A 22,768-nucleotide genomic window follows, 5' to 3' on the forward strand; every position below is an offset into this window, starting at 1 on the left:
TCCGCAAACCCCGCGTCCCGTAAGGCTCGCGGGGTTTTTGTTTCCACTTCGGGATTATGGTTTCCGTTGACAGCCGGGGGCCTTTCGGCGCAGGTTTGGGGGCCTCAGGCTCATTTTTGAGCCCATCCGAAATTTAGGCCCCCACGTTGCAGGAGGTGTCCCATGCCTCTTACCGATCTGGAAGTTCGCCGGGCTGCCGCGCAGGAGAAGACGTACCGGGTCTCCGACGGCCGCGGAATGTATCTCGAGATTTCTCCGTCCGGCGGCAAATACTGGCGCCTCAAATACCGGTTCAACGACCGGGAGCGAAAGCTGGCGCTGGGCGTCTATCCGGATGTCACACTCGCCCACGCCCGCAGAAAGCGCGACGAAGCCCGTGCGATGCTCGCCGATGGCATCGATCCCGGCCAGGCCAAGAAGGACAAGAAACGCCTGGCGCGGCTCAACGCCGCCACCACCTTCGAGGCCGTCGCGCTCGAGTGGTTCGAGCAGCAGGCGCCCGGCTGGGCACCGAGCCACTCCGAGAAGATCATGGGGCGGCTGAAGAAGGACCTGTTTCCGTGGCTTGGCTCCCGTCCCATTGCCGACATCAGCCCACCTGAAGTTCTCGAAGTGCTGCGCCGTGCCGAGAAGCGCGGTGCTCACGACACCGCACACCGGCTTCAGCAGAACTGCGGTCAGATCTTTCGCTACGCCGTGGTGACCGGGCGCGCTACGCGCGACGTAAGCGCCGATTTACGCGGCGCGCTGCGGCCCAACCGGCATACCCACTTCGCCTCGATTACGGATCCACAGAAGGTCGGCGAAATGCTGCGCGCCTTTGATGGCTTTTCCGGGACACTGGTCGTCCGCGCGGCGCTGCAACTCGCGCCGTTGCTGTTCGTGCGGCCCGGAGAGTTGCGGCAGGCCGAGTGGGCGCAGATTGATCTGGAACGGCGCGAATGGCGTTATACCGTCTCGAAGACAAACACGGAGCATCTGGTACCACTGGCTGCGCAGGCGGTGGAGATCCTGAAAGAGTTGCAGGCGCTGACCGGAAAATGGCGTTGCGTCTTTACAGGTCGGGATCGCAGGAAACCCATGAGCGGCGCGGCGATCAATGCCGCGCTGCAGCGGCTGGGCTTCGATACGAAAACCGAGATCACGGGCCACGGATTCCGGGCGATGGCCCGGACCATCCTGCATGAACGGCTCCGGTTTCCGGCGGAAGTCATCGAGCACCAGTTGGCACATCGGGTGCCCGACTCGCTCGGAAGTGCGTACAACCGTACGCGGTTCATCGATGACCGGATCGCGATGATGCAGGCGTGGGCCGATTATCTGGATCGGTTGAAGGCCGGGGCAGAGGTGGGTCCGATTAGGCCAAGAGGCGTTCGAAGTGAGCTTCGTTGTAGTGGGAATTACCGCTTGAGTTGTTCGATAACAGAAACTCCATCGCAACTTGACTGAAACCAGACACCTAGCGCAACGGATCGCTCAAAAGTAGCCTTTCTTGCGGAGCGTCGGCGAGTAGCTGACGAGCGGCCGCCGCGTGGATGCAAGTAGTCTGTTTTAGCTTCGCAAGCGGTTGCGGTTAACATAGGAGCTGTCGCTCCCGCATACATTATGACGAATGTGATCGATCGGATCGGCGATCGCGATCGCCGAACGGGGCACGAAAGACGGATAGCGACCCCTCAACCGCCGTTCGCACCCGCCCCACCGCAACGACCGTTTCTGAAGTTCAGTCGCCGCACGCCGCACCTAGTCGACCGGCGAGTTATCGCCGGCCGTTAGCGGTGGTTCGCGAATCGGCTTCTGCCGGGCGGTTAAGTGCCCACATTCCGACCGTCATGTCTCCCTCGGCGGAGCAGCTTTTCTTATTCCGGCGCGGCGTGTTTTCCGCTTCGTCTCCAGTAGCAAGCAGGACCTGACGTACGTCGCGATTGCAACTCCGACGACCGTACCTAGCGAGCATTGCAACCCGCATGGTAGGCACCCAGAGGATGTCGGATCGTTCAACGACCTAATTCCATCAGGAATTCGTCAACCAGGGCAAACAGATAATCCGCAGGGTCATCGTCATCGTCGCGGAGCTCGAGCATCTTGCAAATATCGGCATCGTTGACGTGAATTAGCAGCTTCTCGCCGTCTCGCATGGCACCTCTTGACGCTTCAATCGCATTGCCGTTCGGTCCAAGCTTGAAAAAATGATAGCGACGGACCTAAACGCTTCCTTGAAGAGATATTTCTCTGTCGAATACACCTGGTTCTGTCCAATTTTCCCCGCGTAATTTTTCAGTTCGAACACCACGTATCGAGTGCGGCACTCCTTCAACACGAAGTCCCAGAATGCCGTTCCTCCTCTCACTCGGCAAACTAGGTCGAAGATGTGTAGTCCGTCTGCGTTGCGCTTCTGCGTTCGATGCGTTTTCCAATCCAAGCCCTCCTGAAACAGGTACTCGAAAATCCGCGCGCCAAGGCCTTCGAACTTGCTCGCGGTCGTCTTACCTTTTGCGAGAGCGTGCAACTCTCGACATAAGTCGCGACCTGTCGTGCGAGGGGGCGAATGTGGCTTATTCGCCGCTACTGTGACGAGTGAGAGCAATCTGTCCAGCAGCGGGGCGGCCAATCTTTGCCTCTGCAGCGATTCTTCGATGGGGGCCGCAGGTGCTTCCCGAAGCATTGGCAGCAGTTGCTCGAGCTGGCCCGCCAAGTCTGGGAAGTCCTCAGCCCATTTACGCAATGTCAATGCGTCAGCCACGAACACCCCGTGCTTGGCAGCAAGAGCGTCAATGTGGACTGCTTCAACAACGGATGAGACCACGAGTATTGCGCCCTGATACTGTCGATGGACAGCGACGAACGCACTCAATCTCGCCGCGGCATCGTTAATGATGCTTTTGATGGCGCTAACCGTTCTGAAATACTTGACCTCAATCGCCACAAGCATCTGCTCATACTCGATCGTGAAGTCCAATGGGTCTCGTCCACCAAATTCTTTCACCGGGAATTCGAAGCGACCGAGCAAGTCTCCGATCCAACGCTCAAAACGCTCAGCGTCGGACCAGTAAATTCTGTTCTGATTGCCATCCATTTTGTTTGTGCCTTCGTTCTTTTATGAAATCGGTGTCCGACCGCGATACCTATGACGAGCCATGGATCCATCATGCAGGCACCCGAGTCGCCGCTGGCTACAGCCGTTATCTTACGTCGGATGGGTCGTAGACCGGGGTGGCGTCCGTTACTTGCTTCGTAAGAAGCGATCGATGACCAAAGGCGAGCGTGAATAGCGGCTGAGGGTTGCAAGTACACCACTGGCTTCCGTCAGACTCGCATTCCTGACCACCGAAAGGCAAAGGTCCGAAATCAGCTGGAATCGGCCTCTCTGAAGTCGATGCCCAATCCGCCCGACGCGATCGGCCGAAACCACCACAGCGGTCTCTCAAAACATCAAGAAGCAGACGGTCGCGAGAGCCTCAAAACTGCTCTTCCGACCCGTCGTTGTCGTCAATATCGTCATCATCTTCGGTGAAGAAAATGTTGGGTGCTCCTATGACGCCCATGCGTTGCATCCGTTCGTTACGTTCGTCGCGCTCCATTTCACCGTAATGGTGCTCCAGTTCATCCATTACGCTAGCTTTTGACGAGTCCGACTGGAAGCAATCGAGGTAGTCAGGTACCAACGCCGGATCGAAGTTAAGAGGCTGGGTTTCTCTGAGAAATTTGAGGTAGCCCGTATCAGCCTTAACGTTCATGAAAAAGATGAGCAACTCTTTCCACAATACGTCTTCGTCAGCGATGTCTACTTCTCGGAGAAACACGCTTTCGGCCCTCGACCCATTGCGTAACTCGTACGTGTAGAGATTGATCTGTCGCGCTCGACTTTCAATCACCTCGTAGACGTCTCTCGCTATCTTCAGAACTGTCCGTCGAATAAATTTTCGGTATCTGTCGTCGTTGTCAGTGCCAAAGAAAGAATCCCTTGCTGGAATTTCGACTTGCAAGTGCTTGGTCAATAGTGCCCGAATCGCATTTGCCTCCTTCTCGTTTTCGTAGACCGAAGTGAGCGCAAATCTGTCATACCTTAGCGATTTATAAAAAGTACCGAGTAAACCCAACAAGTCGGTGTGCGCCACTCCGAAGTTTAGTTCAACATGCCTGCGGAGACGCGCCGCAAGATCGAGGTGGTTGTGAGTGACGAGGGACTTTTCCAACTCCTCTTGATCGGTACTGTCGTTGTGCTCGTAAAGGACTACGGCGGTTTTCAGCAGTCGCTCGAATCCCACGGACAGTGCGTAGAGGAACTCGAAGAGTTCATCGGCGAAATCCAACTTCCTTATTTCGTGGAATCGCCGAAGGCCGTTATAGATGAACATGCCCGAGATATGAATCTCCTCGCCAAGTCGAAAGTTTTTCCAAAATTGGGACGGGTTCATAATTTTCCATTTGTTGGCTGGCCGGGCGGCATCGGCCAAATCCTGTCTTGAGCCATTTTCAATAGCTCCTTGTCTTCGGCAACTAATGTACTGGTAAGCAAGTATTCGCCACCGTATGGGAGCAAGCCTGCTTCCACTTGCAGATCGACCGTTGGCTTCGCTCGACGGTAAGATGGTAACCCTTTCGTCAGCTTCTCGGCACGTTTGTTTGTTATCTTCGTGCTGAAGAAAAGTAGTACCTCGATCGAAAGAAAAGCTAAGATCGACGACCATGGTGGAATGCCTGTGTGTCTTGTTTTTGTGTCTACCCGCATTAAATTCCCCCCGGGGGACTCACTTGAAGCCGTTTCGCCGATGTCGTTCCTCGCCGGTTGTGAACTCATGCCGATCGCATAAAGCGACGACTGACTCGCCGGCTGGGTACGACCCGGAGCCGCCAATCGCCCGTCGCCTGCGTCAAAGTCAAGGCTTATCAGCTTCGCTTGCCACGGGGATCAGCGGCTTCGAACCAAGCGAAACCCAAGAATTGACCGATACGTTCGCCATAAACGTGGCGCAGGCACCCAAAATCCCTGTTGCACGTGAACAGCCAATCGGACTCTGATTTTTGAGAGCCGGCGGATTCGAAATCGTCTTGAGTGCGGCGTTGTACAACTGCCCCAATTGCCGGTCCATGGCAGCAAGTCCGGGTTCACCACATAGTGCAATCTCGTCATCGTTGGATGCTTGCGCGCAATCGAAGCTCGTTAAAAAGGTCTTTGCAAGACCAGTCACTCCAACAGCCGATTGCGAAGCGGCAATCGCCATTGCTCCAGTAGTCGGCCTTTTCCGGGATGATCCATCGCATGCGGCCTCGCGGATCTGACAAGTCCCCCCTGAAGCGAGGCATTAGATGGATGTGCAGGAGCGGCACTGTCTGGCCGGCGACGACGCCGTCATTGATTCCGATGTTGTAAGCGTCGGGCCGGTATTGCTCGTCCAGAGCACTTTTTGCGCGGTCAATGAGAGAGAAAAGCTGGTCGCGTTCTGGCGTCGACAATTCAAACAGGGAACTAACGTGGCGGCTGGAAATAATCAGCGTGTGCCCTCGGTACACAGGATACGCGTCGCGCACTGCAAACTCCGCCTCGTTACGGTCCACGATCCTTTCAATCGGCAGTTCACAAAATGGGAATGGAGAGGGGCTGGCGCTCGTTTTTCGCGCGCCGCGCCTGCGGGAGGCCAAATGCGATACAGTCGCGCAGATGCAACTGGGGGGCGCACTCTGTGCGTTGGGTTTTTCTGAAACTCAGAAGTGAAAGAAGATGATGGAAAAAGATGAAGGTGAGTGGCTTCAGATCCAAAAAGAACAGGCCTTAGCCTTCGGCAAACCAGTTCCAAATGGTTTTGTCGTTCGCCAAGGCTCCACCGCGATGCGGGAAGGTTCCCCGGATGAGAAACGGGATAGGCCCGAACGCGATCGTTTGGTGGCACAGGGTGTTCTGGTTCCCGATAATAACCCGGCGCTTTTCCGTTTCAGCGTCGATCATGTCTTCAGCAGCCAGAGTCGTGCGGCAGGTGTAGTTATCGACGGCAACAGCAATGGCAGTCATTGGCGACCGGCTAGTATGAACGTTCCCATTAGAACCGACGCAAAAGGTGTCTTTACAAGAGCAGAGATTGAAGGGGCTATGGACGCCTTTGATCGGCACGGCGAAACTGGTGAAAACTCAGATGTCTTCAGTCGGTTTGGGGACCCTCGCGATTTTTGGGTGCGCTCCAGTCGTGAGCGTCGAAATCGCGTTTATCCTTCGAAGCCCCTTGTCGGCTTTATCTTAAAAAAGACCGACTTCAGTGGAGGCTGGGGGCAGAAAGCGGCCGCCTCGCGTTTACACAATTCGGGCTTCATCATTGTGGATCGAGATGACAAGCCCATCCTTCCCCCTGAACACAATGATCACCTGATAAGCGACGCAGACCGAATACGTCTTTGCGCACTGAATTACTTCGTGGAACCAGCGCGAGAGCGCGGCGCTGCCGAGGTCGCTATTCGCGCCAGCGAGATCGCCGAAGCGATGGGCTTACGAGACAGATTCCCTACCATCTGTAGCGCGCTCGGCGGCGAGAAGTTTCAGCAGTTAGCCCAAGTTCCCGCACCATCCCATACCAAGCCCAACCCCAGCAGCTCGACCATCTTCACATACAAGTTCGCATCGCAGGCGGAGGCAGCCACCGTGACAGACGCAACAACAACGCCAACGCGTTCAGCAACCAACCTGATCTTCTACGGACCGCCCGGCACGGGCAAAACTTACCGCACCGCGTGGGAGGCGGTTCGGCTTTGTCTTGGCGATCAGGTTGCTGTGGACTTTCAGGAAAGCGAGAAGCGTGAAGCGTTGATGGACGAGTATCGGCGTTTGGCAAGCGAAGGACGAATCGAGTTCGTGACCTTCCATCAGTCCATGTCCTACGAGGAATTCGTCGAAGGGCTACGGCCAAGCACTGGAGACGATGCTGGTGAGGGACCAGAGGAGGGGGAAACTAGCTCCGGCTTCTGCCTTAAGCCATATGATGGCGTGTTGAAGCGCGTCAGCGAGCGTGCAAGACTTGATCAGGGAGGCGGGAATACATCAGCGCGGCTCGACCGTTCCGCCCGTGTGTTCAAGGTCGCACTGGGAAGGCGACAAATCGAGGATGAGAGGATCCTCTTCGGCCTGGATCACGACTTGATCCATGTTGGTTGGGGCGGGGACATTGACTGGTCAGACGAGCGGTTCGATGACTACAACGAGATCTTCTCCGAATGGAGAACCCTGAAGGATCCCGAGGCGACCGGGCACGATGGAAACATCGTAATCACCTTCTCGTTCAGGGCCGACATGCAGGTTGGCGACTATGTTGTCGTCTCAGATGGGCGGGATCGGTTCCAGGCATTTGGCAGAGTCACCAGCGAATATTTCTACGAACCTGATGCGGCATTCCATCCACACCGCCGCAATGTGGAGTGGCTTTGGCGCGACAGCGACGGGACTGCGCGTGATCGCTTTTACCCGAACGGCTTCAGGCGGCATTCGGTCTACAAGCTCGACCAGTCACTTGTGGACTGGGACGCACTGGAAGCGATTGTCTTCGGCGTTGAGACACCTCGCGCAAGCCAGTCAGCGCGCGACCACGTCCTCATCATCGACGAGATCAACCGGGCGAACATCTCGAAAGTCTTCGGTGAGCTCATCACGCTTCTAGAACCAGACAAGCGGCTGGGCATGCAGAATGAAATACGCCTCGTGTTGCCCTATTCGAAGAAACCATTCGGCGTCCCAGCGAACCTCCACATCATCGGCACAATGAACACGGCCGATCGGTCCATTGCGCTTCTGGATGCCGCGCTCCGCCGTCGTTTCACGTTCCGCGAGCTGATGCCGGACCCGATGGTCCTTTCGAAAAACGTGGGCGGAATCGATCTGCAGAAGCTCCTGACCTCCATCAACGATCGTATCGAGTATCTCTTCGACCGGGACCATCAGATCGGGCACGCCTATTTCACCAACTGCACGACCCGCGACGACGTCGAAGAGGTGATGCGCCACAAGATAATCCCGCTGCTGGCCGAGTATTTCTACGAGGACTGGTCGAAGGTTGCCGCCGTTCTAGGTGACACGGCGCAAGGCCAGGCACAGTTCCTGGAGGCACGGCGGCTTGCCGCGCCTGCCGGGATTGAAGAGGACAATTTTGCTGGTGAGAAGCTGCGGTGGCGTGTGAAGGACCAGTTCGCTTTCTCGGAGTTCGAAGCTTGAGGCCATCCTTCACTCTCCGCGAGTGGGAGACACTGCCCCATGGCGATGCGGAGGGCTGCATTCCACCACATATGGCAAGCCGGCTTGTGACACTGGCCAAGACTTCGCCTTTCGCTGGCCCGGGCGGCAATGGAGTGTTGGAGGATCGACGGCACGAGTTGCGGGCTCGCGGTGTGGTTGGTGTGCTCGCTACGCAGGACTGCAACCTCGAGATCCTTCCTAAGATCGACATCGCATTCGAGGAAGGCCCTGCCCGTCAGAATGCTGCCATCCGCAAGCGCCTCGTCCATATGCTCGCCGTTGCCCTGGATCTGAAAATCGAGACGGGACGGATTACGGAACTCGACTGGCAGCGCGAGACGCTTCTCGAAATCCTGATCCGTATATTTTGTGACAAGCTGACCGAAACGCTCCGTCGAGGCATACCTCGTCGCTATCTCGGCCACGAGGACGACCTTTCAACGCTACGCGGCACACTGAATGTACCGCGTCAATTCACCCTCCACGCGGCTAACCCGGGACGTCTTGCCTGCCGGTTCGACGAGCTATCGGAAGACATCGCGCTCAATCGCATCATGAAGGCAGCCGTCTCGCACCTGTTCAAGATGTCTCGAAATGCGACGAACCAGCAGCGGCTTCGTGAGTTGGCCTTCGTGTATGCCGATATCACGGATGTTCCGGCACCGGCCCTAAGCTGGGCAGAGGTCGTTATCGATCGAACCAACCGCACGTGGCAGGACCTGTTCGGCATGGCACAACTGTTCCTGCGGAACCAATACCAGACGACTAGCGGTGGCTCAGGGCAAGGCACGGCGCTCCTTTTTGAGATGAACGCGCTTTTCGAAGAGTATGTGGGTCGATTGGTGTTGCGCGCTCTCGCCGGGACGGAGTTCCGCGTAACGCTGCAAGGTGGGCGGCTGTTCTGTCTGACCTCACTGGAGGACGCGCGTGCCGTATTCCAGACCAGGCCTGACATACTGATCTGGCGCGGGGGACAGGCTACCCATGTAATCGACACGAAGTGGAAACGCATATCCCCGCGGATTGATGATCCGAAGCAGGGGGTTTCCCAAGGCGACGTCTACCAGATGATGGCTTACGCCCATCTCTACAAGGCACCCCGGCTGACCCTGCTTTATCCCCATCACGAGGGGCTTGGCGGCAATGAGGGCATTCAGGCGCGGTTCCAGATCACAGGTCAACAGACGGTCATCGAGACTGCCAGCGTCGACGTGGCCAATGGGAAGGATCTTGTGGCACGCCTGAGGAACGCGTTCTTCCTTAGTACCACGGAGGAGCGTCTGGCCTTTTAGCGAAAAGAGGTACTTAGTTGACGCGAGATTTGGATATCCGCCACCTAAATATTGGGATCGCGCAACCCCTATCAGCGGTTCACCAACAACGGCGGGTACGCAGGGGAGGGACAACGACTTCGATCTCGAGTCTCGATGTGCTAGCAATGCGCGTACTCAATCTTACGAAAGGTGGACCGTGCGGGCGCTCGGCGAGCGGGCGCGCAATGTCCACCCGGCCCGTCTTATCGATCGGAGCGTAGAGCTAAACGGTGGCCGGACTGAGTGAACGCGACCCGATACTTACGCAAACGCACGAGACCGGGTGAACCGCCCCGGGTTTCCCCTCAGGATTACCCATAAGTCGCTCGCGACTGTGCGATTGAAGGGCGATGGCTTGTAAACGGTGACGACCGATGTTAACTTTGATCCGGTTCGTGATCTGTGATGTCGGGCATTGTCGGACACATCTGACCTTGATGATTGGGCAAATGAAGAGTTTGGCGCCGCCGAGCTCGGCGACGCTCGCCTGACCAGACGGCTCGTGACGCTGGCACGCAAGCTTTCGTTGGGCCCACATTGCTCTTTTCCGCAGTCGTTCAATGGTTCGGAGCTGAAGGCGGCATATCGTTTTTTCGACAACCCGCACGTGGATGTCGATGGCGTGCTGGGTGGGCACATCGGTCAAACGCTGTGTCGTATGCAACAGGTGCCAGTCGTCCTTGCTGTTCAGGACACCACCGAGTTCAATTTGTCTCATCTGCGGGCAACCGAAGGTCTGGGATATGGCTCCGATCCACATGTGCGTGGTTTCCTGATACACAGTCTGCTTGCGCTCACGCCAGAGGGGCTGCCACTCGGGGTGATCGGGATGAAGACCTGGATACGCAGGCACGAGGAGTTGGGCAAGAAACATCTGCGTGGGCAACGAACCGTACAACAGAAAGAGAGCGCGAAATGGCTCGAAGGCATCGAGCAACTGGGCGTACTCAAGACGCACTGTCCGTGCACGCATGTCATCGGCGTGAGCGACCGTGAAGGCGATGTCTATGACGTGTTCCTGGCGCAGCGGCCTGCCGGTGTCGACTGGTTGGTGCGCGCGTCGTGGAACCGACGCGTTGCTCACCCCGATCGATATTTGTGGGAAACCGTGCTGGCCTCGCCAGTGCTTGGAGAGGCGCAACTGCAGGTGCCTGCACGCGAAAACCGCCAGGCACGCACCGCACGGCTGGTTGTGCGCTGCATGCCCGTACGCCTTCGTCCGCCGCAAAATCGTCGTCGCGAGAAGCTTCCCGAAATTGAAGTGTTTGCAATTCATGCACAGGAAACGAACTTGGACGAAGGAGCAGAGCCATTGGAATGGCTTCTACTGACTTCGGTGCCTACGCAAACACACGCAGAGGCCCTCGAGCGTCTTGCATGGTATGCGCGCCGATGGACGATTGAATCGTGGCATCGTGTGCTTAAAAGTGGCTGTCGCATTGAAGCCCGCCAATTTGGCAATCTCGATCGATTCGTCCGCGCCACCGCATTGTTCGCCGTCGTAAGCTGGAGGATCCTGTACTCCATGTTGCTTGCCAGGCTTGATGGCAACCTGCCATGCGAAGTATTGCTGCAGCCAATCGAGTGGCGAGCCCTCTACTGTCGTACGCATGGCAGTACCGAAATACCTGATAAACCGCCGTCACTCGCGCAGGTCATCTTGTGGATCGCCAGACTCGGCGGATATCTCGCTCGAAAGCATGATCGTCCACCTGGTCCTACCGTCATCTGGCGTGGATTTCTTGTCCTGCACGAAATCACGATGATGTACCGAATATTCAGGCAAAACGAATAGCACCATCACATTACTTGTGGGTAATCCTGAGGGGTTTCCCGGAGGCTGTTTTGCTTGAGTCACGCCGCGATGGCGGACCCAGCGAGTTTTGAATAATAAGCGGCTTCTGCCTCAGCAGGTGGAATGTTGCCGATGGGGCCGAAGAGCCGACGATTGTTGAACCAGTCGACCCATTCGAGCGTCGCAATTTCAACGGCCTGCGGATTGCGCCATGGTCCGAGGCGATGGATCACCTCTGCCTTGTACAAGCCGTTGATCGTTTCCGCCAGTGCGTTATCGTAGGAGTCGCCCACGCTGCCCACTGACGGCTCAATGCCAGCCTCGACCAGCCGATCCGTATAGCGGATCGATACGTATTGCACGCCGCGGTCGCTGTGATGTATCAACCCGTCCTGCTGCGTCGGCTGTCGCTCGTACAAGGCCTGCTCCAGTGCGTCCAGAACGAAGTCCGTGCGCGCCGAGCTCGACACACGCCAGCCGACAATGCGTCGGGCGAACACGTCAATGATGAACGCGACATAGACGAAGCCCTGCCAGCTCGATACATAGGTAAAATCTGACACCCACAGCGCATTGGGCCGTTCGGCGGTGAATTGCCGGTTCACGAGATCCTTCGGGCACGGCGTCGAACCATCGCTCACTGTCGTGCGTACCGTCTTGCCCCGCACCACACCGCGCAGGCCCATCTGCTTCATCAGCCGCTCGACCGTGCAGCGCGCCGCGACAATGCCTTCCCGCTTCAATTGCGTCCAGACCTTGTCTGCGCCATACACCTGGAAATTTTCTTCCCACACGCGCCGGATCTCATCCTTGAGCATCCTGTCGCGCTGGGCCCGCGGCGGCACCAGGCCTGGATTGACGCGGCGGGCCACATGCGTGTAGTACGTCGACGGGGCAATTGGCAGCACCCTGCAGATCGGCTCGACCCCGTAGACGTGCCGGTGATCATCGATGAACGTGATCATCACTTCGGTCGGCGGTCGAGCTCCGCCTGTGCGAAATATGCTGACGCCTTGCGCAGGATTTCATTAACCTGGCGCAGCTCACGGTTCTCCCGCTCCAGTTCCTTGAGCCGATCCTGCTCCTGCGTGCTTGTGCCCGGGCGCAAACCCCGATCCCGCTCTTCCTTGCGCACCCAGCTACGCAGCGTTTCACCCGAGCAGCCAAATTTCGCTGCGATCGACGCGATCACTTTCCATTGCGATTCGCGGTCGCCCTGGTGTTCCAGCACCATTCGCACAGCCCGCTCACGAACTTCCGGCGAGTACCTTGGGGACTTCTTCTTGGTGTTTTCCATAGCTCCATTTTCTCAAGAAGTGGAGCCTCCGGAAATCCCGGGCCGGTTCAGGGTACCACCAGGTGATTCACCCGTGACTTCGAGAAACAGGCGTCACCTTGGCAAACATCGTGCTGAACAATGCGCGCCAGCGCAGCAGCTCCGCTCTCTCTCCAATGTGCATTGTTTCCGCCGCCTTGCGTATCGACAGACGTTGGCTGCGCAATTCGTCTGCGACACGATCCGCGAGATCAGGAAAATCCAGCGACTGACCTTGTTCCTCGATCGCCTTGCGCAGGTTTGACTCCCGATACAACGCGAACTTTTCCGACGCCCCGAAATAACCGTTGCGCACAACATGTGTAACAGCCCTCGGAAAAGTCGCGCCGAATTTCAGAAGTAACTCCAAGCTATCGCGTTGTCGATTGATGACCCACAATACGACGAGACGTCGCGCCAGTTCGTCGAGCGCATTGGCGAGTGTCCCGCCGTAATGCGCTACACCCGCCTGGCTACGAGCCGCCGTGTTAACGACGACCACCGAATCACGGTGCGCATCGCAAAAGTTGACGAGATCCATCCACCCACTTACGTCGTCCAAATCGCAGGACGCGCACTCGACTTCATCATGAATGGCCTTCATGACATCGGGATTGGACGTATCGGTCTCGACCAGCGCGACATTGACGTCCACGCGTCGCAGATAGTCGACTAGGGCCAGCGTCACGAAACTCTTGCCCACACCGCCCTTACTGCCGCCGATCATATAAATGGGAGGATTTTCCGTTGCCATGTCTCACCTCTACAAGTTTTCGGTATCAGGACTGATCGGAAATCCGAGGTTGCCCTGCATCTGTGTGACTTCTCGCCCGTTTTCTCGCCCACTCTGATTCTGCTTTGGTTCGGCCCGCGGCGGGCTGTCCCGTGCCGTAGTCGTCCGGGCCGATTTGCTCGTCCGTGCTGGCGCAGCGCCATAAGTTCGTATCGCTTCTTTGTTCTCGCGATGGATTCGCGCCTTGTCAGCGCGTCGCATCGCATACCTCAACGAATTGAGATTCACGTCGATCCCTTCCTGCGCTGCCTGCTCTATCAGTTCGCCGAGGGTGTAACCCTTCTCCCGCGCCGTACTGATTTGCGTCCGAATGGATTGAACGCCGTCTCCTACCTTGAGATGCTGATCGTCTCTCGCCTTTTCTGGAAGTGCATCCAGCCTCCTCCCGAGTGCCTCCCACTGCCCTCGGGTGAAACTCCTGACAGCCGGCATGATTCGCTCCAATGCGACGTCCTCACATATATCTTGCGTAGGCATTTGTCCATCGTCAATACCTGTTCATGTCGATCAGCACGACTGATGGAATACATCGGAGTCCATAGGAACGTAGAGGAACCGAAAATAATTTTTATGTTGGTATTTGACACTCATCGATTTACGTAAAAGTCAACGTGCATTGCCGCACGCGCAGACGGACGTCGTCGGCGCCACAATCAGGTGCGCGTCGAGCAACGTGGAGTACAGCCATGGCACCTATTAGACTACAGGTAGACAAACTCAATGCTCACCCTTATTGAACCGTCATTAACGCACTGCCGTCTTACATACGTCGTCCGACGTGGACCGAAGATCACAACCATGCAACAGCGCGTGCACACGAGTATCACCTGTGTTACACAGGATGGCGTGTAAGTGGCACTTTCCGCTTCTCGCGCGCTGACTGCCAACATCGCTGCTTTTACACCAGATGTACTTTGAATCAACCGTCCACACGCATGCGACTTTCATTTTTGTAGCATTGCGTTGAGCACGTTGCGCACCGCGATTACGCGCGATGGAAATTCTGTCGCATGAGAGTTGTAAATCACGTGCATCCGGCTAGCGTTGAGCCAAAAAGCAAACTTAAAAATGAGGTACTGCAGGATAGGCTGGCGCCGGTTTTCGGCGCCATCTACGATGACTAGTCGTATTTGCCCATGGAACGCTACGCATCGGCGTACGCCTAGGGGTGCTAAAGGACCGCTCGGCAGCAGCTAGAGAACGACAATCATCTTGGCGGGCGGCCATCGTAATTGACAATCTACAAGCAGCAAAAGAAAAAATGGCATGAGCCGCGCAACATGGTTCAACGGATAGGCTCAGACGGCGTATCCGAAACGTTGGGGCCATCAGATCGCGTCCGCGTCTTCCGTTGAGTTCCGTACCGTAACCGCGTGATATGAAGGATGGGTCGTTGTGGGGAAGGCTCATGTTGAGCAGGGAAGGATAAAAAAGCTCCTGACCTTCGCATTGCGAATGTAAAAACATCTCCATATTCATCAATGCTTCTGGCGCACACCAATCTTATTTGCCACAATATTGCCACACCAACGAACAACGATTGTGGCTGATGGCAACTTTTCGCAAGCGTGGCCCCTATCAGTGGGAAGCACAGATACGTCGGCGTGGCTATCCGGGGCAGAGCAAGACCTTCGAGACCAAAGCTGAGGCCGAAGCGTGGGCCAACATGATCGAGTCGGAAATGTCACGGGGCGTGTGGGTCAGTCGCGGCGAGGCCGAGACGACAACGCTCCATGAAGCGTTGACCCGGTACGAGACCGAGGTAGTGCCGACCAAGAAAGGGGCTGCGCAGGAAGAATCCGTACTGCGTGCTTGCAGGATGGAAGACATAGCCAAGCGGCCGCTCGCAGCGATCCGCAGCGCTGATGTGGCTCGGTTACGGGATCGGTGGCTGAAAGACTACAAGCCGGCCACTGTGCTGCGCCGCTTGGCAGTTCTATCTCATGCATTCAGCATCGCTCGCAAAGAGTGGGGTATGGAAGGCCTTTCAAATCCCGTGGAGCTGGTGCGCAAGCCCCAGCCCAATAATGCGCGGACGCGCCGGATTGCCGCTGGCGATCTCGCCCGCGAAGCGTCGGGCGCGGCCGATGCCGAGACGGATCGTGGCGCACAGGATGGTGAACTTGAGCGTGTTGTGGCAGCCAGCGGCTCCGCGCTCTTGCCGCCTATCATCTGGCTGGCAGTCGAAACTGCGATGCGTCGAGGCGAGATTGTGGCGATGCGATGGGAGCACGTTGATCTCAAGCGGCGGGTAGCTCATCTGCCGGCCACAAAGAACGGTAGCGCGCGCGACGTACCCCTGTCGTCGCGTGCCGTGGCCTTGTTGCAATCCCTGAAAGATGCCTTTGCTCACGTCAAGGAAAAAGCCCATGACGACGAAAACGCAGATATTGGACGGGTGTTCGAGATACGCAGTGACGCCATCACCAGAGCCTTCGAACGAGCCGTAAGGCGTGCCCGCAATATGTACGTCGAGGAGTGCAAGACGGCCAAGCAACGACCGGATGGTAAGTTCCTGACTGACCTTCGCTTTCATGACTTGCGGCACGAGGCCATTTCACGCCTGGCTTCGATCTTCCCGATGCATGAACTGACGAAAATCACAGGACACAAGGATCCACGCATGCTCATGCGCTACTACCATCCCCGCGCAGAAGACCTTGCGAAACGTCTTGAATAAGTCAACAGGATTGTGGTGCTCAAACTCCTAACCGTGGTGCCCGAGCCAATCGGGATACCCTCGGCAAGGCACGGTCACCCAAAGCAGTCGTGGGCGCGTGGCAGGACGAGCGTCGTTTGCGCATGGCAGGACAGTCCCCCAGCGGCCGAGATGAGGAGGGGTAGTTCAGGGTCGGTTAGCGCGGTCAGCTGCACTGGCTATGGTAAACTTGATAGTGAAAAACATCACCTAGTTGACGGTTTCGCGACCCATTTGATTCCATGCCTACCGGTGCTTAAGTGATTCGAATTCATCTGTCGCGCCTAATGGGCGAGAACAAGGAAAAGATCGTCGACTTGCTTCGTGCAACTGGCTTGTCGCGTAACACGGTCACCAGTCTCTATCGCGAGACTTCGTCGCGCATTGACCTTGAGACTCTCAATGCCATCTGTAGGCACTACCAGTGCAGTGTCGCCGATCTTCTGGAGTACGCACCCGATGAGGACACCGCCGCGGCGAATGATTGATCGAGGCATTTTCACTGCCAAGGGGGAGTCAGCGGCAGAACAAGGGGAGAACCGGGGTGGATAAGAACGAGCTAAGCGAACGAGATATCTGCACCAAGTTCATTACCCCTGCTATTCGGGCGGCTGGGTGGCAGCAGGACCAGTTCCGTGAAGAGGTGAAACTCACCAATGGCCGCGTGATGGTGCGCGGCAAGCTCGCTGCACGCGTCAAAAACCCCGACGCCAAAGGCGGCCCCAAGCGCGCCGATTTCGTTCTCTACGCCCGTCCGAACGTCCCCATTGCCGTTGTCGAAGCCAAGCAGGCGAAATTTTCTTTGGGATATGGCATGCAGCAAGCCTTGGCCTATGCCGAGATGTTGGATGCACCCTTTGCAATTAGCAGCAACGGCGATGGCTTCCTGCTGCATGACCGCACAGGCCTGACGCAACCCGTCGAGCGCGAACTCTCACTCACCGACTTTCCGTCGCTGGACGACTTGTGGCCGCTTTACCAGCGATGGAAGGGCCTTGCTGCCGCCGCCGTCAAGCTGGTCGAACAGCCTTTCTACACCGATGGCAGTGGCAAGGAGCCGCGCTACTACCAGCGTGTCGCCATCAATCGCGCCATTGAAGCCATCGCCAAAGGCCAGCAACGGGTGCTGCTGGTCATGGCCACCGGTACGGGCAAAACGTACACCGCCTTCCAGATCATCTGGCGGTTGTGGAAGGCCAAGGCCAAGAAGCGCATCCTGTTCTTGGCTGACCGCAACATCCTCATCGACCAGACCATGCAGCAGGACTTCGCCCCATTTGGCGAGGTGATGCACAAGGTCGCCAATCGCGAGGTCAAGAAGAACTACGAGATCTATTTGGCGCTCTACCAGGCCGTGACGGGCAAAGAGGAGTGGAAGCAGATCTACCGCCAATTCCCTGCGGATTTTTTCGACCTAGTGGTGATCGATGAATGCCACCGTGGGAGTGCCGCCGATGACTCCGCATGGCGGGACGTGCTCGACTATTTCGGTAGCGCCAGTCACCTCGGCCTGACCGCTACGCCCAAGGAAACCAAGGAGGCCAGCAATATCACTTACTTTGGTGACCCGGTCTATACCTACTCGCTCAAGCGGGGCATCGAGGATGGCTTTCTTGCGCCCTACAAGGTCATCCGCATTGCCACCGATGCCGACGCCTTGGGCTACACGCCTGAAAAGGACAAGGTCGATAAGCTCGGCCAGACAGTCGAACAACGCCTCTACAACACTAAGGATTTCGACCGCAACTTGGTGCTGGAAAAGCGTACCCGCTTGGTGGCCAGCAAGGTCTGGGAATACCTAAGAGCCACAGACCCGATGGCCAAGACAATTGTCTTCTGTGACGATCAGGACCACGCCGAGCGCATGCGTCAAGAGTTGGTGAAGATCATCCCAGCTGCTGCCAGCAACCGACGCTACGTGATGCGCATCACCGGTGACGACAATGAAGGAAAGGCCCAACTCTCCTACTTCATCGACAACGACGAACCTTATCCGGTCATTGCCACCACGTCCAAGCTGCTCACTACTGGGGTGGACGCCAAGACCTGCAAGCTCATCGTGCTGGACCAAAATATCAACTCGATGACTGAGTTCAAGCAGATCATCGGACGCGGCACCCGCCTGCGCGAGGATTATCAGAAACTCTACTTCACCATCATGGATTTCAAGGGCGCCACGCGCTTGTTCGCCGACCCTGACTTCGACGGCGAACCGGTGGTGATTTATGAACCCAAGCCCGATGACCCTGTGGTGCCGCCGGAAGTCATTGAAGCACCCGGCAATGGCGAACCCGAGTCGCCGCCCTTTAGTTCCGATACGACAGGCGGCGATGACCCACTACCCGGTGGCAATACGGGCGGCGGTGGCGGAGAAGGTCGGGTTAAGTATGTGATCGACGACGTGAATGTACGCGTCGCCGTCGAGCGTTCGCAGTACCTTGATGCCGACGGCAAGCTCATCACCGAGGATTACCGCGTCCTGCTGAAGGACGATATCAAGAAGGCCTTGCAAGCCGAGTTTGGCAGCCTCACCGATTTCCTGCGCCGCTGGAACAGCGCCGAGCGCAAGCAAATCGTGCTGGAAGAACTGGCCGGCCACGGCGTGCTGCTGGACGTCTTGCAACAGGCCGTGCCCAACGGCGCCGAGCTCGACGTCTTCGATCTGGTTGCCCACGTTGCCTTCGAGCAGAAGCCGCTGACCCGTCGCGAGCGCGCCAACAACGTCAAGAAACGCGATGTGTTTGGCCAGTACGGCGAACAAGCCCGCGCCGTGCTCGAAGCCCTGCTCGACAAGTTCGCCGACCATGGCGTACAGGACATCGAAGACGCCAAGGTGCTCGAATTGCCGCCTTTTGATCAGTTCGGCAGCAAGACGCAAATCCGGCGCGGCATTTTCGGCAGCGTCGAACTATACACCCAGGCCGTACAGGCTCTCGAACAGGCACTGTACGACCAGAACGAACGGAAACAGGCCTGACCTATTTCAGGCCTCGTGATACGAGAACAACGAGATGAACCTCAGCAGCACCATCAAGTCCATCCAGGACATCATGCGTAAAGACGACGGTGTCGACGGCGATGCCCAACGCCTCGGCCAGCTCACCTGGATGCTCTTCCTCAAGGTCTTCGACCAGCGCGAAGAGGAATGGGAAGACGACAACCCCAAGTACAAATCGCCGCTGCCCGAGCGCGTGCGCTGGCGCAAATGGGCCGCCTATGTGGCGGGCAAAGACGGCAAGAAGGCCCCACAGAAGGCGGCCAGCGAGATTATCAGTTTCGTCAACAACGAGCTGTTCCCCACACTCAAGGAGCTGGACGCCAACGCCAGTGCCCAGCACAAGGTGATCCGCAGCGTCTTTGAGGACGCCAACAATTACATGAAGTCCGGCACCCAGTTGCTGGCCGTGGTCGAGAAGCTGGAAGAAGCCATCAACTTCCACGACTTCAAGACGCGCGCCAACCTGGGCGATGTCTACGAGCAGCTGCTCAACGACCTGCGCGGCGCCGGCAACGCGGGCGAGTTCTACACACCGCGCGCCATCACGCAGTTTATGGTGGATCGCGTCGATCCGCGGTTGAAAAACAAGGATGTTGTTCTGGATCCGGCGTGTGGAACCGGCGGCTTTCTCACGTCCAGCATCGACCACTTGCGAAATCAGCGAACCACCAAGTCGGGCGCAAAAGAACAAAAGACCATCGAAGAAGCCATTCGCGGCATCGAGAAAAAGCAACTGCCGCACCTGCTGTGCACCACCAACATGTTGCTGCACGGCATTGACGTGCCCAGCCAGATCGACCACAGAAACACCCTGGCTATCGGGTGGAACGAGTGGAGCGCGAACGACAAGGTGGACTGCGTCGTCACCAACCCGCCATTCGGTGGCTATGAGGATGACGGAGTGGGCAGCGACTATCCCGCCGACCTGCGTACGCGCGAGACGGCCGACATGTTCATGGCCCTTATCGTCAAGAAGCTCTTGAAGGAAAACGGCCGCGCCGCAGTGGTGCTGCCCGATGGCTTCTTGTTTGGTGAAGGCATTAAGGCCACGCTCAAGAAGCTGCTGCTGCGCGACTGCAAGCTGCACACCATCGTGCGCCTGCCCAAGGGCGTGTTCGCCCCCTACACCACCATCAAGACCAACTTGCTGTTCTTCACCAGGGGCGCGGTGGTGGACGATGGCACCGAGCACTTCCACACCGACACCATCTGGTACTACGAGCACCCGTACCCACCGGGCTACAAGAGCTACAGCAAGACCAAACCCATCCGGTTCGAAGAGTTCAAGCCCGAGCAGGACTGGTGGGGGAGTGAGGTCAACGACTTTGCCGACCGCACGGAAAACGAATTCGCCTGGAAGGTGGATTTCAAAAACAAGCGCGAACAGGCCGAGGCCGCGGCGCAGCCGCATTGGGACCGCGCCGAACGACTGGGCAATGAAGCTAGCGCGCTGGAAAACCGCATTCGCGACCTGCGCGACTCCGTCAAGGGCGTGAGCGACGCCAAACAGCGGCGGTCGGTGGAAGATGAGATTGAGATGCTGCGCCCGCAAGCCGAAGGCCTGCGCCTGCAGGCTCGCGACGCCCAGGTCGCTGGCGATCGTCTTTATTGGCCCATCTACAACCTAGACCTGAAAAACCCCAATGCGCCGGAAGAAGAGAGCCACGACCCTGACGTATTGCTGGAGAAATACAAGACCCTGCTCGGCCAGATCCAGGAAAGCGAAAATAGCCTGAAGAACGAACTCGCCGCGGCACTGGCGCACCACTTCGTCAGCGAGGACGCCTGATGGATGCGCGGCAGTTCTTGGCAGAGTTTGGACATATCGCCGATGCGCCGAAGGGCGTGGCGAGGTTGCGGGAGCTGGTCCTGCGTTTGGCTGTGCAGGGGCGATTAGTTCCTCAGAACGATCTGGATGAACCAGCAGCAGACTTTCTCTCGAGGTCTTTGGGGCAGATACACCCCACAATGCGGCGGCGTCCCAGAACAGCCACCATTGAATCGATCGATCGCGCTCAAAATCGGCCTTCTGGTTGGATACCGGTATCGCTAAACCGCCTTGCCAACCCACAAGCTGGATTCGCGTTCAAGGCCAACCGTTTCAATCAGAATGGCATGGGGCTGCCGATCATTCGCGTGCGGGATGTTGGCTTCAATGCTCCGGCGACGTATTACTCCGGTGAATACCGAGACGAGTTTCTTGTGACTCGCGGCGACTGGTTGATCGCCATGGATGGTGATTTTCGGGTTGCAGTGTGGGATTCGGATGACGCGCTTCTGAATCAACGAGTCACAAGGCTTCAATTCTATTCAGACGAAGTCAATAAAAAGTATGTTTGCATTGCTTTGCAGTTTGAGCTGAGGAAGCTCCAGGGTCTAAAGAACTACACGACGGTGGATCACCTTTCTGGCTCACAGATTGCAGAGGCGGAAATCGCGTTGCCACCACTACAAGAGCAATCCCGCATCGTCGGTAAGCTCGATGAGTTGATGGCCTTGTGCGATCTGTTGGACGCGCAGCAGCAAGATCGCCGCAAACTGCAAAACGCCCTGCGCCAGTCCACCCTTCAAGCCCTCGCTATCGCCCAGAGTCCGCGCGAACTGCAAGAAAGCTGGCAACGCCTGCAAATTAACTTCGATTTCCTGTTCAGCGAGCCCGCGGATGTTCGGCTTCTCCGCGATATGCTCTTCGATCTGGCGCTGCGGGGCATCCTTTTGCCGCAGTCAAAGCTGACTGCAAGCGACGGCGAGGACCGGCGCCCACTTCCAGACGGATGGGAATGGAAAACGCTGGCCGATCTTTCCGAATACATCACCAGTGGATCGCGAGGCTGGAAAGCCTACATGACGAGCGCGGGTGATTCTTTCATTCGCTCCCAAGACATTCGGCAGGATGCGCTGGTCTTTGAAAATCCCGCCTTCGTCAGTTTGCCTGAGCGAGTTGAGGGCAAGAGAACCCTGGTTCGCCCAAGCGACCTTCTGCTTACGATCACGGGCGGAAATGTCGGCAGATGTGCAGTTGTTCCTGAGCTACCAAATAGCGCTTATGTTAGCCAGCACGTTTCTCTGATTCGACTGCAAAAGCCGAGTCTGTCTGAGTTCATTCACTTCTGGATGATCAACGCTTTTGGCGGCCGAGCTTTCTTGGCACGATACATCTATGGCGACAAGCCCGGCCTGAATCTTGTCCAAGTAGGTAGTGTCCCAATACCCGTTCCGCCGGCGCACGTTCTTCCAGACATATTGACAACTTTGCGCAGGAATCGGCAACTGTGCGATACCTTGGCGGAGCAACTCAATGCCAAGGGCGATGTTGCAGCAAAGCTGTGTACCGCTGCAGTCGCCACCCTCACTGGCATCGCCATCGAACGAAAAGTAGACACCTCTGTGAAAGCTCCACAAACCGAACTGATCGCTCCGCTGCGGCTGGGCATTTCGCCCGATGTGAAAGCTCAGGCCCCTCTAGCCAAACTTCTCGCCCGCCACAACGGCGAGATGCAGGCCCGCGATCTCTGGCAGCGCTTCGGCGGTGAGATCGACGCCTTCTACGCGCAACTGAAGATCGAAGTGGCACACGGTTGGATTACCGAGCCGAAGGTGGCCGGGGTTCGAGAGAAGGCAGCCGACGCGGCGGAGGCCTGAGC

The 22,768-nt window shown here is 57.2% G+C and carries 17 protein-coding genes and 1 other annotated feature; of the genes, 9 read left to right on the top strand and 8 right to left on the bottom strand.

The features are described from left to right. Positions 1–162 precede the first annotated feature (162 nt). Positions 163–1,449 (top strand): tyrosine-type recombinase/integrase, encoded by a 1,287-nt coding sequence (locus tag OKW41_RS41480; protein WP_429576012.1) that lies wholly within the window; start codon positions 163–165, stop codon positions 1,447–1,449. 548 nt (positions 1,450–1,997) lie between these two features. Here OKW41_RS41480 and OKW41_RS41485 read toward each other — a convergent pair. The 5 genes from OKW41_RS41485 to OKW41_RS41505 all read right to left on the bottom strand — a co-directional run bounded on the left by OKW41_RS41485 (position 1,998) and on the right by OKW41_RS41505 (position 5,559). Further along, positions 1,998–2,138, bottom strand: coding sequence for a hypothetical protein (locus OKW41_RS41485; RefSeq protein WP_429576013.1), 141 nt, complete (start codon positions 2,136–2,138; stop codon positions 1,998–2,000). Then, the gene (locus OKW41_RS41490; RefSeq protein ID WP_429576014.1) at positions 2,114–3,076 is read right to left on the bottom strand and encodes a hypothetical protein; all 963 of its coding nucleotides are present in this window, start codon (positions 3,074–3,076) and stop codon (positions 2,114–2,116) included. The genes OKW41_RS41485 and OKW41_RS41490 overlap by 25 nt, the downstream gene beginning before the upstream one ends. Before the next feature lie 382 nt (positions 3,077–3,458). Beyond that, positions 3,459–4,691 carry a hypothetical protein gene (locus OKW41_RS41495; protein ID WP_429576015.1) on the bottom strand — a complete coding sequence of 411 codons (1,233 nt, stop codon included), beginning with the start codon at positions 4,689–4,691 and terminating at the stop codon, positions 3,459–3,461. A gap of 189 nt (positions 4,692–4,880) precedes the next feature. Then, a complete protein-coding gene (locus OKW41_RS41500; protein WP_429576016.1) occupies positions 4,881–5,093 on the bottom strand; it encodes a hypothetical protein in 213 nt (70 codons plus the stop codon). Between the two features lie 37 nt (positions 5,094–5,130). Beyond that, complete coding sequence (locus OKW41_RS41505; RefSeq protein ID WP_429576017.1) at positions 5,131–5,559, bottom strand: HIT family protein; 429 nt, start codon at positions 5,557–5,559, stop codon at positions 5,131–5,133. 163 nt (positions 5,560–5,722) lie between these two features. Between OKW41_RS41505 and OKW41_RS41510 the strand changes: the two genes are divergently transcribed. From OKW41_RS41510 to OKW41_RS41520, 3 genes are all read left to right on the top strand, one after another. Next, positions 5,723–8,191, top strand: coding sequence for an AAA family ATPase (locus OKW41_RS41510; protein ID WP_429576018.1), 2,469 nt, complete (start codon positions 5,723–5,725; stop codon positions 8,189–8,191). Between the two features lie 86 nt (positions 8,192–8,277). Next, complete coding sequence (locus OKW41_RS41515) at positions 8,278–9,504, top strand: McrC family protein (protein WP_429576019.1); 1,227 nt, start codon at positions 8,278–8,280, stop codon at positions 9,502–9,504. A 436-nt stretch (positions 9,505–9,940) separates the two neighbouring features. Continuing rightward, on the top strand, positions 9,941–11,320 hold the full coding sequence (locus OKW41_RS41520) for an IS4 family transposase (RefSeq protein WP_429443705.1): 1,380 nt from the start codon (positions 9,941–9,943) through the stop codon (positions 11,318–11,320). A 59-nt stretch (positions 11,321–11,379) separates the two neighbouring features. On the opposite strand, the gene OKW41_RS41525 is transcribed toward OKW41_RS41520, so the two are convergent. The 3 genes from OKW41_RS41525 to OKW41_RS41535 all read right to left on the bottom strand — a co-directional run bounded on the left by OKW41_RS41525 (position 11,380) and on the right by OKW41_RS41535 (position 13,860). Beyond that, a protein-coding gene (locus tag OKW41_RS41525; protein WP_429576020.1) for an IS3 family transposase occupies positions 11,380–12,617 on the bottom strand; the annotation gives its coding sequence in 2 pieces (ribosomal slippage) (positions 11,380–12,314 and positions 12,314–12,617; 1,239 coding nt in all). Continuing rightward, positions 12,211–12,327, bottom strand: a sequence feature (AL1L pseudoknot). It overlaps the preceding gene by 117 nt. 67 nt (positions 12,618–12,684) lie before the next feature. Continuing rightward, complete coding sequence (locus OKW41_RS41530) at positions 12,685–13,389, bottom strand: protein mobD (protein WP_429576021.1); 705 nt, start codon at positions 13,387–13,389, stop codon at positions 12,685–12,687. Positions 13,390–13,398: 9 nt separating this feature from the next. Beyond that, entirely contained in the window at positions 13,399–13,860 is a 462-nt protein-coding gene (locus OKW41_RS41535) for a hypothetical protein (protein ID WP_429576022.1), read from the bottom strand. Between the two features lie 1,117 nt (positions 13,861–14,977). Here OKW41_RS41535 and OKW41_RS41540 point away from each other — a divergent pair. From OKW41_RS41540 to OKW41_RS41560, 5 genes are all read left to right on the top strand, one after another. Next, complete coding sequence (locus OKW41_RS41540) at positions 14,978–16,108, top strand: integrase (RefSeq protein WP_429576023.1); 1,131 nt, start codon at positions 14,978–14,980, stop codon at positions 16,106–16,108. Between the two features lie 278 nt (positions 16,109–16,386). Then, on the top strand, positions 16,387–16,614 hold the full coding sequence (locus OKW41_RS41545) for a helix-turn-helix domain-containing protein (RefSeq protein WP_429576024.1): 228 nt from the start codon (positions 16,387–16,389) through the stop codon (positions 16,612–16,614). Positions 16,615–16,670: 56 nt separating this feature from the next. Next, the gene (hsdR, locus tag OKW41_RS41550) at positions 16,671–19,103 is read left to right on the top strand and encodes an EcoAI/FtnUII family type I restriction enzme subunit R (protein ID WP_429576025.1); all 2,433 of its coding nucleotides are present in this window, start codon (positions 16,671–16,673) and stop codon (positions 19,101–19,103) included. Positions 19,104–19,137: 34 nt separating this feature from the next. Continuing rightward, the gene (locus tag OKW41_RS41555; RefSeq protein WP_429576026.1) at positions 19,138–20,913 is read left to right on the top strand and encodes an N-6 DNA methylase; all 1,776 of its coding nucleotides are present in this window, start codon (positions 19,138–19,140) and stop codon (positions 20,911–20,913) included. Next, positions 20,913–22,766 carry a restriction endonuclease subunit S gene (locus OKW41_RS41560; protein WP_429576027.1) on the top strand — a complete coding sequence of 618 codons (1,854 nt, stop codon included), beginning with the start codon at positions 20,913–20,915 and terminating at the stop codon, positions 22,764–22,766. The genes OKW41_RS41555 and OKW41_RS41560 overlap by 1 nt, the downstream gene beginning before the upstream one ends. Positions 22,767–22,768: the final 2 nt, after the last annotated feature.

The organism is Paraburkholderia sp. UCT70, assembly GCF_050434085.1.
Classification (GTDB): Bacteria; Pseudomonadota; Gammaproteobacteria; order Burkholderiales; family Burkholderiaceae; genus Paraburkholderia; species Paraburkholderia tuberum.